General features: G+C 60.0%; 10 protein-coding genes. 7 read left to right on the forward strand and 3 right to left on the reverse strand.

Features of this window, described 5'->3' with window-relative positions:
* Positions 1 to 7: 7 nt before the first annotated feature.
* Positions 8 to 2,893 (forward strand): insulinase family protein, encoded by a 2,886-nt coding sequence (locus tag QEH57_RS00305; protein ID WP_309004662.1) that lies wholly within the window; start codon positions 8 to 10, stop codon positions 2,891 to 2,893.
* Positions 2,894 to 2,942: 49 nt separating this feature from the next.
* Here the strand turns inward: QEH57_RS00305 and QEH57_RS00310 are convergent, their stop codons facing one another.
* Both QEH57_RS00310 and QEH57_RS00315 read right to left on the reverse strand, forming a co-directional pair.
* Positions 2,943 to 6,200 (reverse strand): glycosyl hydrolase, encoded by a 3,258-nt coding sequence (locus tag QEH57_RS00310; RefSeq protein WP_309004663.1) that lies wholly within the window; start codon positions 6,198 to 6,200, stop codon positions 2,943 to 2,945.
* Positions 6,201 to 6,347: 147 nt separating this feature from the next.
* Positions 6,348 to 7,862 carry a hypothetical protein gene (locus QEH57_RS00315; RefSeq protein ID WP_309004664.1) on the reverse strand — a complete coding sequence of 505 codons (1,515 nt, stop codon included), beginning with the start codon at positions 7,860 to 7,862 and terminating at the stop codon, positions 6,348 to 6,350.
* Positions 7,863 to 8,018: 156 nt separating this feature from the next.
* Here QEH57_RS00315 and QEH57_RS00320 point away from each other — a divergent pair, with 156 nt between their 5' ends.
* On the forward strand, positions 8,019 to 8,543 hold the full coding sequence (locus QEH57_RS00320) for an NAD(P)H-dependent oxidoreductase (protein ID WP_309004665.1): 525 nt from the start codon (positions 8,019 to 8,021) through the stop codon (positions 8,541 to 8,543).
* On the opposite strand, the gene QEH57_RS00325 is transcribed toward QEH57_RS00320, so the two are convergent.
* On the reverse strand, positions 8,540 to 9,316 hold the full coding sequence (locus QEH57_RS00325; protein WP_309004666.1) for an SAM-dependent chlorinase/fluorinase: 777 nt from the start codon (positions 9,314 to 9,316) through the stop codon (positions 8,540 to 8,542). The genes QEH57_RS00320 and QEH57_RS00325 overlap by 4 nt on opposite strands.
* Before the next feature lie 87 nt (positions 9,317 to 9,403).
* Here QEH57_RS00325 and QEH57_RS00330 point away from each other — a divergent pair, with 87 nt between their 5' ends.
* The 5 genes from QEH57_RS00330 to ilvB all read left to right on the forward strand — a co-directional run bounded on the left by QEH57_RS00330 (position 9,404) and on the right by ilvB (position 15,436).
* Complete coding sequence (locus QEH57_RS00330) at positions 9,404 to 9,862, forward strand: RidA family protein (protein WP_309004667.1); 459 nt, start codon at positions 9,404 to 9,406, stop codon at positions 9,860 to 9,862.
* Between the two features lie 60 nt (positions 9,863 to 9,922).
* On the forward strand, positions 9,923 to 11,125 hold the full coding sequence (locus QEH57_RS00335; protein WP_309004668.1) for an aminopeptidase: 1,203 nt from the start codon (positions 9,923 to 9,925) through the stop codon (positions 11,123 to 11,125).
* 19 nt (positions 11,126 to 11,144) lie between these two features.
* The gene (locus tag QEH57_RS00340) at positions 11,145 to 12,059 is read left to right on the forward strand and encodes a hypothetical protein (protein ID WP_309004669.1); all 915 of its coding nucleotides are present in this window, start codon (positions 11,145 to 11,147) and stop codon (positions 12,057 to 12,059) included.
* A gap of 20 nt (positions 12,060 to 12,079) precedes the next feature.
* Positions 12,080 to 13,420, forward strand: coding sequence for an AGE family epimerase/isomerase (locus QEH57_RS00345; protein WP_309004670.1), 1,341 nt, complete (start codon positions 12,080 to 12,082; stop codon positions 13,418 to 13,420).
* A 327-nt stretch (positions 13,421 to 13,747) separates the two neighbouring features.
* The gene (ilvB, locus tag QEH57_RS00350) at positions 13,748 to 15,436 is read left to right on the forward strand and encodes an acetolactate synthase large subunit (RefSeq protein WP_309004671.1); all 1,689 of its coding nucleotides are present in this window, start codon (positions 13,748 to 13,750) and stop codon (positions 15,434 to 15,436) included.
* Positions 15,437 to 15,456 lie beyond the last annotated feature (20 nt).

The following is a 15,456-nucleotide window of genomic DNA, read 5'->3' on the forward strand; positions in this document are numbered from 1 at the left end:
AATTGCAATGCGCGAGGGATGGGGATCTTGGCGTAGCGTAGCGGTATTTGTCTTTTCAATACTGCTGCTGCCTTGCGTTGTCGAGGCGAAGCGGGAGAAGTGGCCTCACGAGGCGAGTTCGCTGCAAGCGGACGAAAGCATCGTCTGGGGTCACCTCGACAACGGCTTTCGCTACGCCCTGAAGCCGCACTACGCCAAGCCCGGCTTGGTAAGCATGCGGCTGATGGTAAAGGTCGGGGCGTTGGACGAGGAGGAGGACGAGCTCGGCTTGTCCCACTTTATCGAGCACATGGCCTTCGAGGGGACTCGAAACTTCAAGCCCGGCGAGCTGATCGCCTTTTTCCAGAAGTTGGGTATGAGCTACGGGGTGGACGTGAACGCGTTCACTTACCATGACAAGACGGTTTACCATCTGGAGCTTCCGCAGAACGATGCGGAGTTGATCGAGCAAGGCTTGCGGCTGTATCGAGATTATGCGGACGGAATCCTTTTCGAGGAGGAGCGGGTGGAGAACGAGCGGGAAGTGATCCTGCGGGAAAAGCAGGCCCGCGATACGCCGAGCTCGCGGATCTCCGAGGCGTCCTTTCGCTTTTCCTTTGCCGGCACCGAGCTGGCGAAGCGCAACCCGATCGGCCTGGAGTCGGTGATCAAGGAAACCTCGATCGAGAAGCTGAAAGCCTTTTACCGGAAGTGGTACCGTCCCGACTTGATGACCCTCGTGGTGGTGGGCGATATCGATCCCGCTCGCTTCGAGTCGCAGATCGCGGAGACCTTTGCGGACCTGGAAACGCCGCGCGGCCGAGCTCCCAAGCGCAAGATCGGCCGCCTGGAGCGGAGCAAGCCCTTCCGCACCGGACACCTTTCGGTGGAGGGAGTCGAACGCTATACCTTGGAAATATCCCGAGCGTGGATGGAGCGCGACGGCGGCGACAGCTGGGAGCGACGCAAGGAAGATGCCAAGCGCTCCTTCGCGACTGCGATCTTCAATGAGCGTTGCCGCGAACTGATCGACGGCATGAGCGACGACTTCGCCAACTACAACCGAGTCTTCGGCATCCCGTACTGCCAGCTGAGCATCAGCTCGGGCGGAGAGTTTTGGTGGGATGCCTTCGTGTGGATGGACCAGCTGCTAAGGCAGGCCTTGATCTATGGCTTCACCCAGCAGGAGCTCGATTACGTGCGCAAAACCTGGCTGCAGTCCAGCCGCTCGGCGGCGGCCCGCTACGAGACAGCGGAGCCGCGCATGCTGGTCGACGACCTGGTGGACAGCATTGCCATGGGCCGCGTTTACTTGGCGAGCGAATCCTTTGCCAAGGCAATGGACCGTTATATCGAGTCGCTTACCCTGGAGGAGCTCAACAAGGCCTTTCGCGATGTTTGGGAGCTCAAGCGGATGTCTTACTTCGTGGCGGGAGACCTGCAGGAATCCTTGAGCAGCTTGGCCTTGAAGCGTCGTTTCAACGAGGACCGCAAATATGCCATTCTGCCCTACGTGCCGAAGTTGCCAGAGGTTTTTGAATACAGCGAGCTAGGGAATCCCGGCACGGTGGTGGACTCCGGAACGATCGACGCGATCGGAGCGAAAACCTACCGATTCTCCAACAATTCCCGGCTGACCTTCCTGCCCTCCGAAAACGAGAAGGGCACGGTGCGGGCTGTCGTGCGGGTCGGCGGCGGCATGCTGGGCTTCAAGGATACGAACCCCGCCACCCATGCCTTGGCGATGGGAGCCCTGTTTCGTAGCGGCTTCGGCGGGCACGACATCGAGGAAGTCTATAAGGAGCTGCGTTCCAACGTGTCCTCCTTCATGTTTGGAGTGGAGGATCACGACGCCTTTACCTATCGGGGAGTGACTCAGGTGGATGGGCTCGACGAGTTTCTCAAGATCGTAGCGGAATTCCTGCTGGATCCGACCGTTGACGAAGAAGCCTTCGTGGTTGCCCAATCCAAGTTCAAGCAAAGCCGCGAACTTGAACCGGACGGGATGAACGAAGGGTATCGCGACCTGTACCGGATGCTGTATCCAAACGAGCCTCGCTTCCACGCTCCCTCGCTTGCGGACATCGTCAGCGTGCAGCGCGATGCGGTACAGACTTGGTTGGGAGAGCCGCTGAAGGCAGGTTACCTGGAAGTCGCGGTGGTGGGCGACGTGGAGGAAGAGCTGCTGCTCAAGCTGTTCAGCGAAACGATCGGGGCCTTGCCGACGCGCCGGGAATCGAAGGCCGACTTTGCCGCAGCGCGGGCCTTGCGTACGCGTCCCAGCGCCGGGAAGCAAAGGATCGAGTACAAGAACGGCATGGGTGACAGCGCCGCATCGGTGATCGTCTGGACCATCCAGGAAGAGATTACCACCCGCGAAAGCGCCGCGCTGTATCTCTTGAGCAATGTATTTGAATCGAGGATACGAAAGCGGGTTCGCGAAGGTATGGGAGCGAGCTACTCGCCATCGGTTCGCTACGTCACCTTTTCCGCCTACGATACCTTGCGGCACATTCGCGCAGACGTGGATTGCCTCAAGGGCGACGCGGAAAGCTTGTTGGATGTAGTCTTGGAAATTTCCGAGACGCTGAGTTCTGAGCTGGTGGAGGCGGACGAAATCCAGGCTGCGGTGGCGCCTTTGGAGGAAGGCTTGAAGCAGGCGTGGCAGGACAACGGCTACTTGCTCGAGCACATCCTGTACGGCGTGCAGGAGTACCCCCGCGTGGTCGAGCGAGCCTTGGCTTACAAGGATGGGCTTTTGTCGACGATCACAGCCGATGAGATGCTCGCGGTTGCTCGCAAGTACTTGAAGAAAGACGCGGCGCTTGCGGTGGCCATCGTACCCTCCGAACCTTCGAAGATCGCGGAGGCCCCCAAGTGGGAGGAAACGAAGCGGGCCGGAGCGATTAAGTAAGGTTTCGCTTTGGCAGGGGGGCTTCGCGGCTGGGTCGTGCTCAGCAGCTTCAGTCGCTGCTCTTGAGAAGCCGGACGGGGCCTTTCAAGCCTGAGGGTTCGAGCCTTTGCAGTTCCTCTTTATCGTAGAAGTTCCAAGCGGTCCAAGTGACGCGATCGCTTGGCGGAGGCGGTTGGTTGGCGCTGAACCATTCCGGCATGGGTTTGCCCATTTCGTAGCCGTCGTTTCTGGGGAAAGCCTCGTCGCCGATAAGCCGGTTCGTCCAGACGTTTGTAACCTCGATTTTAATACGGTTCCTTCCAGGTTTTAGGGATTGGGTCGCGTCCAAGGCGAAGGGTGGTTTCCAAAGCGTTTCGTAGGAGTGGCCGTTGATGGTGACATCGGCGGCGATCGAAACGTGTCCGAGATCGAGCACGATCGTTTCTCCACTCGAGCGCCAATCGCTGGGAAGCTCGACCTCCGTTTCGTAGACGGCGGTGCCGGAGTAGTGACGGATTCCCGGAAGGGCACTCTCCGTCCAGTCCTGCAGCTCTTGCATGACCACCTTTCCGGGACCGCCCCATTTCGGATCGAAGCTCACGGTCCAAGGCTGGTCGAGTAGGAGGCTTGCTGCGCTAGCGGGCGTTTGGCTGGACGAATACGCTTGCAGGAGAGCGAGCTTTGCCGGGCTGGTTTGCGGGGTCGGCGAACTTGGGCTGCGGAAGTAGATGAAGCGCGAACCGCCTGGCTCGACGAGCAGGGGAAAGCGGGTTCGCCCGTCTGCTGCGTGGTAGGATTCGACCCGTTCGATCTTTCCGCTGTCCGCGTCCCAGACTTCGGGAGCAAGCCCTTGAACGCGAAAGTCCAAGCTCAGTTCGCGGTACTCGTCGGTTTCGTTGAAGAAGAAGTAGAGCTCTCCCTCTCCGATGCGGCGGTGGGTGAAGTGTTCCGCGCCGCTTCCATCGATCAACAGGTCCGGGCCGAGCTGGAGGTAGTCGAGGGCGGATTGCGGGGAGGCTTGGGGGATTAGGTAACCCTTGCCGTAGGCTCGCGCCTCGGAACCGTCGCCCCAGACTTGAGTTACGATCTTGTCGAACTCGTGGCGCTTGTTTTTCAGTTCGATGTATCCAATTGGCTGCGACGGAGGAAGGCCCACGACGACGGCTCCTTGCCGGGCTAGGGTCTCGATGCGCTTGAGCGTAGCTAGGCGAAGGGATTGGGAGTTGTGCAGGTAGAGGGCGTTGTACCGCGTGCCCTCTGGCAGGACGAGCTTGCCGTCCTCTACGCGAACTCGATTGATAAGCACGTCCGCATTTACGAAGTCACCAAGCGTTCCAGCGGGCAGCTTGACGGAGTTCCAGCCAGGCACTTTGTTGGGAGTTGTATCTCCTACGAACACGAGAAAGTCGGAGGCGGGCATTCCTTGCTGAAGCAGGTAGGAGCCGCGGGCCAGGTACTTGAACCAAGCCTTGCCGGCGTTGTGCCACCAGGTCTGGGTCCGGTCGATATGGGATCCCACGGAGCCCATGGTCATACCAGGAATGACGTGGGTGTTCGGTTGGTGGGCGAAGCGGTGAAACATGGTTTCGTTGACTCCGGAGGCCCAAGCGTGGTCGCCGAAAATCTTCATGGAGTAGGGGTGTCCGCGCCAGTTGACCTCGGACCAGGCGGTGAAGGACTCGGCGGATATGACTTTCTTTCCGTAGGTGCGGGCGGAGGAAACAGCGGCGTCGAAGGTACCCTTGAAGCCTTCGTCGACGACCCAGAATTCTCCCATGGTCATATCGGAGGCGCCGCCCACGGCCAGTTCGTCCAAGGTGCCGAAGCCGTAGGGCTCGATGTAGGACTTCATGCCGTGCTCGCGGCATAAGTCGGTGAACCGTTGGAAGTAGTTTTGTGTCATGAGATTGGATACGAGACCTCTCATGTCGGTCAGGACGGCGTCGGTGGATTCGACCGATTCGACGACGTGTCCCGCGAAAGCGGGGAGCCATTCGATTAGGTCGTAGCCCCAACGGTCGTAGAAGGTTTGGTCGAAGTTTTGGGTCCAGTTGTTTCCGCCCATCTCGAAGCTATCGATCTCGGAGTAGAGCAAGGCGTTCGAACCGCGAGCTTGGGCTTCCTTCACGACCTTTGCCACGTATTGCTCGAAGTGGAAGTCTATCGCCTCGGCGTTGAGCTTGTCGATTTCGAGGCCCCGTCCTGCGTCGGATGCTGGGTGGTTGCGGGCGTCGGTTGTGGTGTATCCAAAACGTGTGACGATCCAGGAGCCGGGAGGAAGGTCGATGGCGATTTCGTCGTTCGGGAGGGAACCTTTGTGCAGGATGCGGATGGCTTTGCGATCGATCGCGGAACTTTGAGGGAAGCTTTTATCGAGCTTGGTCGAGCCTTCGACGATGGCGTTTCGGGTTTGCCAGTCGCTTAGCCGCGGGTAGGCGGAGAGTTGAAACTGGCGGATCGGGAAACTGTCGTTGAAGACGATGCGAAACGCTTTGGCGGTGAGTCCGTCGCGGTAGTCTCCGGTGAAACTCCAATGGTGCTTGCCGGTGCGCGATTGCGTGAGCGGTCCGATTTTTTCGAAGTGGGATCCGTCCTTGGAAATCCAAAGGCTTCCGGTTCCGTGACGCGACCGTTGCTCGGTGTGCAGGGAGCGGATCGTGACAGGCGCGGAGTAGGTTGACTGGATCCAGACCTCGCCCTTGGCATCGGGGCGTGGCGTAAATTCTGTATCGAGATTTCCATCACGCAGCAGCGAGGCGTCGGCTAGCGGGGACGAGGCGCTCAAGGTTTCCTTTTGCTTTGCGAGCTTATCTACGTCCTCGTTCGCTGGCCATGCGAGTAGGGCGATGTCCCGGTAGTAGCCTTGGCTTGCGTCGGCTGGGGGAAGGGTGAGCTGCGTCGCTCCGCCAGTGGTTACGGCTTCGGCGAAGACCACCTTTTTCATGGAGAGCTCGGGGGTGACCCAGGGCCCGCCGCTCGAAGACCAGCCGTCGCAATTGTGCACCCCCATTTCGATGCCGACTCGTTCCGCTTCCACCGCGGCATGGGCGAGCACGTCGTTGAACGCATCGCTGCCGAAGGCGGTCGGTCCGTCCGGAATCCCGCGAGCGATGTGGAAAACGAGGGCCCCGCCGATGCCGGCGTCCGCTAGGGCTTCGAAGTCTTTGGTGAAACCTTCCTTGCTGAGATTTCCGTTCATGGCATGCATCCAGGTGCGCGGCAGGTAGGCGTGCGGCGGATTTTTGAAGGCTTCGGGATCGGGGGCGGCTACGCTTAGTGACGAGAGCAGGCAGCAGCTGGCGAGGAGGCGTTTCGGGAAGGTGTACATTTGCTTGGCGGAAAGGGCTACTTCTTCGAGGGGGTTAAAATGAGAGTAGCGACGCTATTCCGCCAGGGAGCGAATGGCTCTTGTTTGCAAATAGTAATTGTATGGTTGCCGCGGCCCTCCCTGCAGGCAGCGGCCTTGAGGTGGGGCTCAGTCCAGCTCGCGGCTGTTGCTCACGAAGGCGATATGGGTGCCGTCCGGCGACCAGCTGGGAACGTTTATCGAGCCTTGTCCGCCGTAGAGGTAGGCGATGGTTTTGGCTTGGCCTCCCTCGGCTGGCATTTGGCGCAGGTAGACCTTCTTGTAGAAGGGGTGGTCGTTGGGATCGATGTCGGCGGGGAAGGCGAGGTAGACGAAGCTTTGGCCGTCGGGGGAGAGGTGGGGAAACCAGTTGTTGAAGGAATCGAAGGTGAGCTGGGTTTGCTCGCTCCCGTCCGCCTTCATGCGCCAGATCTGCATGTTTCCGCTGCGCACGGAATTGAAGTAGATGAAGGAGCCGTCCGGCGAAAATTCCGATCCGTCGTCCAAGGTAGTGAGCTGGGTGAGAGGGGTCTCCTCTTTGCTTTCGATATCGATGGCCCAGATGTCGTACTGGCCGTTGCGGTGGCCGGTGAAGATGAGTTGGCGGTTGTCCGGAGACCAGCCGTGCAGGAAGGAATGTCCGTTCTCTGGGTCGGTGATTCGCGTGGGCGCTTCGCTTCCGGAAACGGTCAAGGTGTAGATGGTGGAGATGCGCTCCTCGCCGACGTGGTGGCTGATGCCGATCTGCTTGCCGTCGAAGGAGAGTACGTGGTCGTTGTTGTTCTGGTTAGCGAACCCTGTATTCAGCTCAGTGATACGACCGTCGCTGATCCGGTAGTTGTAGAGCTTGCCCTCGGAGTTGTAGATCAGGGTCTTGCCGTCGGGAGTCCAGTTGGGGGCTTGGATGGAATTTGGAAAGCTCGCCAATACCTTTCGCTCTCCGCTGGCGACCTCCATGATTTCGAGGTGGCTGCCGATGTAGTCCTGGTAGGGGCGGAAGTCTGCCGGGGCGGGCAGCACGATGCGCACGTTGGTGAAGTGGGCGGTTTCGACGACTTCGGGATTGTGCGAGCAGATGAAGAGACCGGCTAGGACCGTGTCGTTGAGGTCGAGCTGCTGGCTGACGGATTGGAAGACGTCGCCGAAGCGGGCGGCTGAAAAGGTGAAGCGGTCGCCTTCGCGCTGCAGTTCGATTTCGGTGGGCGCCGAAAGGTCCATTTCGACCTGCTCGGTGATCCCTCCTTGGTTGCGGCGAAACTGGAGCGAAGTCAATCCGTCGCCGTGCACGCAGGCGTCGGCGTAGGGCGAGGCGTCGTCGAGCGTATTGCGGGCGATGATACCGATCTTGCGGTGCGGATCGACGCCGTCGCCCTCGAAGCGCACGGTGGCGCGGATGATGAAATCGCCCTCGATCTCTCGGTAGGCGAATTGGAATTGGTCCTGCTCGGCCCACATGTTGATGCCGGCCCCGCTCAGGGTGTAGGCTTGCCGGCTGGGGTCGTAGCTTGCGGAACCGGCCAGTCGGGGCTGGCCGACATCGGCGGCGTGGGTGAAGTCGCCGACGGCGTCGGCGTAGCTTGGGAGGGAGAGGGGGCTGAGGGCTGCGAAGCCGAGCGCGGCATTGATGAGGGTACGTGTCGTCATAAGGGTATAGGGTTCTGGGGTGATGGTGCCCGTTATAACAGCTCGGCGCGGGAAACGCCTGCGCGGGCAATACTCTTACACAATAATCTCGCGGTCCCGGTGTGGGCTGGAGCCTGGGCGGTTGACAATCTTAGCTTTGCCAAGGAAAGCTTTCGCATGAAGATCGCGATCGTTAGCTCCAGTTTGAATCCCGGCAGCCGTAGCCGCATGATGGCCTTGGAGGTCCGGACTCGTTTGCTGGCTCGAGCGGAGGTGGAGGTCGACTTTATCGATTTGCGCGAGATGGAGCTGCCGCTCTGCGATGGCGGAGCCGCCTATGGCGACCCGTACGCTCTCGACCTCAACAAGCGCCTGGAGGCGGCCGACGCCTATGTGCTTGCGTCACCAATTTACAACTACGACGTCAATGCGGCTTTGAAGAACGCTATCGAGTTGGCGGGGCGGAACATGGAAAACAAGCTGGTCGGCTTTCTCTGCGCGGCGGGCGGAGCCATGAGCTACATGTCGGTGATGCCATTGGCCAATAGCTTGATGCTGGACTTTCGGGTCATCGTTTTGCCGCGGTTCGTTTATTCCGTTCCGGAGGATTGGACAGGGGATACGATGAGCCCGGTGGTGAGCGACCGAATCAGCCAGTTTTGCGAGGCGCTGGCGACGTTGGGGGAAAAGCTCGCCCGCTAGACCAGCTTGAACTCGGACTCGGCTTCCAGGTTGAGGGAGACGCGGGCGCTGCCGAGGTTGACGGCGATTTCCAGGAAGCCGCCGGAGCCGAGGTAGGCGATGGGCTTGCCTTTTTCCACGCTGTGGAAGGATAGGCCGAAGGGGATCTTGTCTCCATTTTTCAATACGACGGATTGGGGGGCGGGGCTGCTCCGCGTGATGCGGAGATTGGTGATGGCGTTGCCGAATTGGTCGAAGTAGATGACTTGCCCGTCCATGGGGAGGTCGTGGACTTCGGGGAAGTCGATGCCGTCGTGGGCGAACTTGGGCAGGGCGGTGCAGAAGTCGCTGGGCGGGATCTTGCTCGCAAGGAAGGCGGCGGCGGGAGCGAAGATGTCGCGGCCGTGGAAGGTGTTGCTCTCGCGAACTTGGGCGTCGAAGCGGTGCGGCTCGATCTCGTAGGTGCGGCACATGCCGGAATCGAGCAGCCCCAGCAGCCCGTTGTCGGGAGCTACGAAGTAGTAGTCGCCGTCGAAGTGTACGATGGGTTTGCGGTCGGAGCCGACGCCGGGATCGACCACGCAGAGGAAGACGGTGCCGCGGGGGAAGTCGTGGTAGCACTGGGAGAGGATGAAGGCGCCGGAGCGGATGTTGCCCGGCTCGACCTGGTGGGAAATGTCGATGACTTTTGCTTCGGGGCAAAGTCTAGCGAGAACGGCTTTGACGGATGCGACGTACCAGTCGCTTTCGCCGAAGTCCGAGAGGAAGGCAACGATGGGTGGAGTTGGAACCATGGGCTATAGGTATCGTCGAGCGTACCTTTTGAGTTTAGCCGATTGCGAGAGTTGGCGTTAGGAGGAGGCTATGCTAGGGTGTGGGGCATGAGATTCAATGCGAATATTGGCGGGCTGGTTTTGGCGTTGGCCCTGTGCGCTCCGGCCTTGGGGGGGCAGGAGGAAGAGGTCGGCTTTCGCGAGCCGCTCTTCTTTTCGGAGATCGACCGGGATGAGAGGACGCCGCAGGCGGTTCGCGTGGGCGGGGTGGTTTTCGTAGCGGCGATGGGGGCCTCCGGCGAGACGGTGCAGCAGCAAGCCCGCACGGCCTACATCCGCCTGCAGTCGGTGCTGGGCAACTACGGGCTGCGCATGGCCGATGCCGTGCAGGAGCGGGTCTACCTGAAGCAAGGCGCGAGCTACGAAGCGGCCAAGGCGGCCCGGCTCCTCGTCTATGGCGAAGGCGGCGGACCGGCCTTGACCATGGTGGAGGTGGCGGGCTTCGAGGACCCGTCGACCTTGATCGAGATCGAGCTGGTCGCGGTCGCGAACCCCGAGGAGGAATAGGCTCGTTATCTTTGGAGGCGACCTTGCATTTTTTGCTGAAACTATAAGGCTTTGCCCCCTATGAGTTATCAGCCCTCTGAAGAGATCCTAGAAAAGTACGCGGATGTTATGATTAACTTCGCCCTGAACAGCGGGGAAGGCGTGAAGCCGGGCGAGGTGGTTCAACTGCGGGTGCCGGAGGTTGCGAAGCCGTTCCTGGTCGCCTTGCGCCGCGCGGTCTTGAAGGCAGGGGCTCATCCTTTGGTCTTTTTCACTCCGGACGACATGGCTCGCGAGTTCTTCGAGCTCGCCAACGAGGAGCAGCTCAACTTCTTCGCCGAAAAGTTCCACCGGGGGACGGTGGAGCAGATCGATCACACGGTGGCGATCTTGGCGGAGACGAACAAGAAGGAACTCGATGGCATCCCTTCCAAGAAGATCATGGCGGCCCAGAAGGCCATGAAGCCGTACATGGACTGGCGCCGCGCCAAGGAATCGGCGGGACGGTATACCTGGACGCTCGCCATGTGGGGGACCCAGCAGATGGCCGACGAGGTCGGCATGTCCCTGGAGGAGTATTGGGAGCAAATCATCGAGGCGTGCTATCTCCGCGAGGAAAAGCCCGCGGAAAAGTGGAAGGCTCTCTATGAGGAGCTCTACGCGTACAAGGACAAGCTCGACGCCCTCGAGATTGAGAAGCTGCACGTGGAAGCCGAGAATACCGATCTCTGGGTGAAGCTGGGCGACCATCGCAAGTGGCTGGGCGGCTCGGGGCGCAACATTCCGAGCTTCGAGCTCTTTGTCTCGCCGGATTGGCGCGGGACGGAAGGACGTATCCAGTTTACGGAACCGCTCTATCGCTACGGCGCCTTGATCGAAAACGCGTATTTGGAATTCAAGGACGGATTGGTGGTCAAGGCGACCGCATCGAAGGGCGAGGATCTGCTCAAGGAAATGATTGCGGTGGAGAACGCGGACAAGGCGGGTGAGTTTTCGCTCACGGACCGCCGCTTCTCGCGCATCACCAAGTTCATGGGAGAAACGCTTTACGACGAAAACGTGGGAGGCAAGTACGGCAATACGCACATCGCGGTCGGCTCCGCGTACCGAGATTCCTTCACGGGAGATCCTTCGAAGGTATCTGAAGGGCAATGGGCGGAGATGGGGTACAACAACTCCGTGGTCCATACCGATATCGTCGCTACCTCCAACCGCACCGTTACTGCCTACTTGAAGGATGGCAGCAGCACGGTGATCTACAAGGACGGTCAATTCACGATCTAGCGGCCGCGCCTTTTGCATCATGTTCTCCCGCTTTTTGAGGAATCTATTGCTTGTCCTGCTTGGATTCCTGCTAGCGGGGACCTCGCTGTCGGCCAAGCGTTTCAACATTCTGGTGAACGCGGAAGCCGAGGAGGACTACCTGGAGCGGACGGCGGATTTGGAGTACCAGACCTACCACATCGTCAAGGGAAAGTTCCATGGCGGCTCGACGCGCGATCGCGGTTTGGAGACGACCCGTTTCGAGGATCTCTTCGAGTCCCTCGAGGAGACGCTGAGGAAGCGAAGCCTGTATCCAGAGCCGGACCGGCATAAGGGCGACCTCTTGATCATGGTCTCCTGGGGCCGGACTTCCTTGGATCCGAACTGGGGAGAATTGCAGGGAATCGCGAGCGCCAGCGACCTCGGAGGCGAGTCCGGACTGGGCTCGACGGGCAGCGAAGCGAGCCTCGCGACGGCGAGCGCTGGAGCGGATGCGATCGCAGCGCCGGCTCAAACCGCATCGGCCGCATCGGCTGCTGGCGAAGGCTTCGTCTGGGGATCCGGTGGCGGTTCGCAGCGCTCCAAGAACATGGCATTGCTCGGGCTGGAGGGGAAGCTGCGGAGCCGGAACCTTTTCGGCCCGGATCCGGACGAGGAGTTGTGGAATGCCTTGGAGGAGGAACGCTACTTCGTCATCCTAAACGCATTCGACTACCAGCACCTGATTCACAACAAGGAGCTGAAGCAGGTGTGGCGGGTCCGCTACAATACCAGAGCCATCGGGCTCGGCTTCGAGACGGCCTTCGAGTCGATGAACGCGGCGGTCGCGGACGTGATTGGCCTGCAGATGGATGATATCGCTAAAGTGAAGGGTGATACCAGCGGCAGGATTTCCATGGGGGAAATCGAAATGGTCAAAATGACGGAATCCGATAAGAAGGCGGTCGGGGAGTGATCGCGTTGCGGTGGGGCGGCATGAGGTTTTTCATTCTTGGTTTCGGGTTCCTTCGATGGCTGCTCGGCGTTTCCTTTGCCGCGGCAGATGAGGCGATTCTAGCGGAATTGGAGGCATCCTTCGAGCGCGACCTGATCGAGGCTTGGTACCCGCGAGCGGTGGATCGGGAGATGGGCGGCTACGTGACGGGCTTCGACTTCAAGTGGGAGCCGACGGAGGAAACCGACAAGTTTCTAGTCGGACAGGCTCGGCATGTTTGGGTCCTGTCTCAGCTTGCTGGATACAAAGGCGACGCGAGCTTCGCGGAGCAGGCCCGGCATGGGGTTCGCTTTTTGATCGACGTGATGTGGGATGCGGAGAATGGCGGTTTCTTTGAGGGCGTTAGCCAGGCGGGGGAGCCCATTCTTGAGGAAGGGAAGTCGGCCTACGGGATGTCCTTCTCGATTTACGCTCTAGCGGCCTTCTACCGGGAGACGAAGGATGCGGAGGCCTTGGCCTACGCGAAGCGAGCTTTCGAGTGGCTGGATCGGCATGCCCGGGACGAGCAGGAGGGCGGTTATGTCGACGATTTGGACCTGCGCGGAAAATGGTCGCGGAAGCGTATCTACGACTCGGATACGATTGCGATCGGGGCGAAGGACTATAACTCTTCGATCCACCTCCTGGAGTGTTTCACGGCTTTGTATGCGGTTTGGCCAGACGATTGCCTGCGAACGCGGCTGGAGCAGATGCTCGCGATCTTGAGGGACCGGTTCGTGCAGGAGCCAGCTTACTTGCATTTGATCTTCGATCGCGAGTGGCGAAAGCTGAGCTTTCGGGACGAGGGGCGGGAGTCGGTGATGCGGCATCGCTTCGTCGACCACGTTTCCTGGGGGCATGATGTGGAAACCGCGTTTTTGATGCTGGAAGCGGCGGAGCTGCTGTACGGGGAACCTGGCGAGCGAACCTCCGAGGTGGCGAAGGCGCTGGTCGACCACGCTTTGGCGACCGGTTGGGACGCGGAGCGCGGTTCGCTTTTCGAAGGCGGCTACTACTTCGGCGACTGCGGCGAAGTGGAGGTCATCATGCCGCAGAAGGTTTGGTGGATTGCGGCCGAGTCTTTGAACGCGACGCTTCTGATGTCCCAGCTGTACCCCGGAGAGCCGAAGTATCGCCAAGCCTTTGAGGATCAGTGGGCTTACATCAAGCGATACCTCATCGATGCGGAGCATGGTGGGTGGCTGGCGACGGGGCGGGACAGCGATCCGGCGGCCGGTTCTCAGGCGAAGGCCTCGCGCTGGAAAGCGAGCTACCATGACGGGCGAGCTTACTTGAACTGCATCGAAATGTTGCGGGAAAGCTTTCCGCTGACGCGGCATTGAGCGCATTCGTTTCCTAAACGAGCTTGACAGGAGCGCCTGGGAAAGCTTTTTCGATTTCATTCTTCATCGGATCCGTCCGATGGAAATCGAATCAACCTCGCAAGATGAAGCCATCCGCAATCAAGCCAAGCAAGCTTATCAACCTCGTACTAGTGAACGTGGTCGTGGTGGTCGTGGTCGGATGGACCGCGTCAGCGAGAGGTTGAACGAAGCAAAGAGCTTTTGACGAAACAACCCCGCCGGCGCAATCCGGCGGGGTTGTTCGTTTTAGGACGCCATCGTCGGAATCAGTCAGCGACTAACCTTAGAAATCAACTGAATCCGAAAATGAACTACACAGGCGCAGAAATCCTCATCAAGTTGCTCGAACGACAGGGCATCCAACGAATCGCGGGCATACCGGGCGGAGCCAACCTCCCCATGTACGATGCCTTGTCGCGAAGCGAAACGATCCGGCACGTCCTGGCTCGTCACGAGCAGGGGGCCGGCTTCATCGCCCACGGACAGGCTCGGGTAACGGGGGAGTCTGCGGTCTTTTTCGCGACCTCCGGACCGGGGGCTACCAATACGATAACGGCCTTGGCCGACGCGAAGCTCGATTCCATACCGGTTATCTGCATCACGGGCCAGGTTCCCAAGAGCTTGATCGGCACGGATGCCTTTCAGGAGATCGACACCTTCGGGCTCAGCCTTCCCGTTACCAAGCACAGCTACTTTGCCCAGTCCGCCGAGGAGTTGCTCCAGATCATTCCGGAAGCCTTCCGCGTAGCCAATTCCGGCCGTCCGGGACCGGTTTTGATCGATATCCCCAAGGACGTCCAGATGGAGCGTATCCAAGTCGAGCAATGGCCCGAGCCGGGGCGGCGGGAATTGGAGTCGTCGATCGAGGCGAAGGCGATCGAAGCGGCTGCCCGCATGATTGATGAGGCCCAGCGGCCTGTAATCTATCTCGGCGGCGGAGCGATCCATAGCGGAGCGAGCTCCCGCATGATCGAGTTCGCGGAACGTATCCACGCTCCGGTTACGACGACCTTGATGGGCTTGGGAGCCTTTCCAGCGAGTCACCCGCAATCCATCGGCATGCTCGGGATGCATGCTGCTCGCTATACCAACAAAGCCTTGGAGGAGTGCGACCTCTTGATCGCCCTTGGCGCCCGCTTCGACGATCGCGCTACGGGAAAGGTCGCTCAGTTCTGTCCCGACGCGAAGATCGTCCACATCGACATCGATGCCGCGGAGCTGCACAAGATCAAGACTGCCCATATCGCTATCCAGGCCGACTTGAACGCGGCCTTGCAGGACTTGATCCCTGCCACCCGGGAGCGTCGCCGCGAAGCTTGGATGGAGCGGATCGCGGAGTTGAAACGCGATTTTCCAATGGAGATGCCGGACGCGGATTCGCCGACTTCCGCCTACGGCATCATTCGCCAGACGCAGCGTATTTGTCCGGAGGATACGATCGTGACTACCGACGTTGGGCAGCACCAGATGCGGGCGGCTCAAGCCTTCAGCTTCGACCAGCCGCGACGTTGGCTGACCTCGGGTGGATTGGGGACTATGGGCTTCGGCTTGCCGGCTGCCATCGGAGCTGCCTTGGAGGCGCCCGAGCAAACGATCGTTTGCTTCTCGGGCGACGGCAGCTTGATGATGAATATCCAGGAATTGGCTACGGCGGCGGAAGAAGGAGCGAACTTGAAGGTCGTTCTTTGCAACAACAACTCCTTGGGCTTGGTGCACCAGCAGCAAACCCTGTTCTACGGGAAGAACATCTTCGCGTCGAACTTCAGCAGCCATCTCGACTTCTGCATGATCGCCCGCGGTTTCGGCGTAGGCGCCTACGACTTGGGCAAGACCGAGGATCCGCAAGCGGCGCTTGAAGAGGCCTTGAAGGCGAAGGGCACGGTTTTGATCAACGTTCCCATCGATGTTACGCACAAGGTTTTCCCCATGGTTCCTCCTGGCGGAGCGAATTCGGAGGCGTTGGTCGAGCAGGCGGAACGGGAGGTCGCCATTTAGTCGCAGGCCGACTCCCCGTT

It is taken from the genome of Pelagicoccus sp. SDUM812005, assembly GCF_031127875.1.
In the GTDB taxonomy this organism is placed as follows: Bacteria; Verrucomicrobiota; Verrucomicrobiia; order Opitutales; family Opitutaceae; genus Pelagicoccus.

Excerpts from the sequence above, each read along its gene's own strand:
- QEH57_RS00325 (WP_309004666.1), bottom strand. The coding sequence starts at position 9,316 with ATGGTTCCAACTCCACCCATCGTTGCCTTCCTCTCGGACTTCGGCGAA.
- QEH57_RS00310 (WP_309004663.1), bottom strand. The coding sequence starts at position 6,200 with ATGTACACCTTCCCGAAACGCCTCCTCGCCAGCTGCTGCCTGCTCTCG.
- QEH57_RS00315 (WP_309004664.1), bottom strand. The coding sequence starts at position 7,862 with ATGACGACACGTACCCTCATCAATGCCGCGCTCGGCTTCGCAGCCCTC.
- QEH57_RS00335 (WP_309004668.1), top strand. The coding sequence starts at position 9,923 with ATGAGTTATCAGCCCTCTGAAGAGATCCTAGAAAAGTACGCGGATGTT.
- QEH57_RS00320 (WP_309004665.1), top strand. The coding sequence starts at position 8,019 with ATGAAGATCGCGATCGTTAGCTCCAGTTTGAATCCCGGCAGCCGTAGC.
- QEH57_RS00305 (WP_309004662.1), top strand. The coding sequence starts at position 8 with ATGCGCGAGGGATGGGGATCTTGGCGTAGCGTAGCGGTATTTGTCTTT.
- QEH57_RS00340 (WP_309004669.1), top strand. The coding sequence starts at position 11,145 with ATGTTCTCCCGCTTTTTGAGGAATCTATTGCTTGTCCTGCTTGGATTC.
- QEH57_RS00345 (WP_309004670.1), top strand. The coding sequence starts at position 12,080 with ATGAGGTTTTTCATTCTTGGTTTCGGGTTCCTTCGATGGCTGCTCGGC.
- QEH57_RS00330 (WP_309004667.1), top strand. The coding sequence starts at position 9,404 with ATGAGATTCAATGCGAATATTGGCGGGCTGGTTTTGGCGTTGGCCCTG.
- ilvB (WP_309004671.1), top strand. The coding sequence starts at position 13,748 with ATGAACTACACAGGCGCAGAAATCCTCATCAAGTTGCTCGAACGACAG.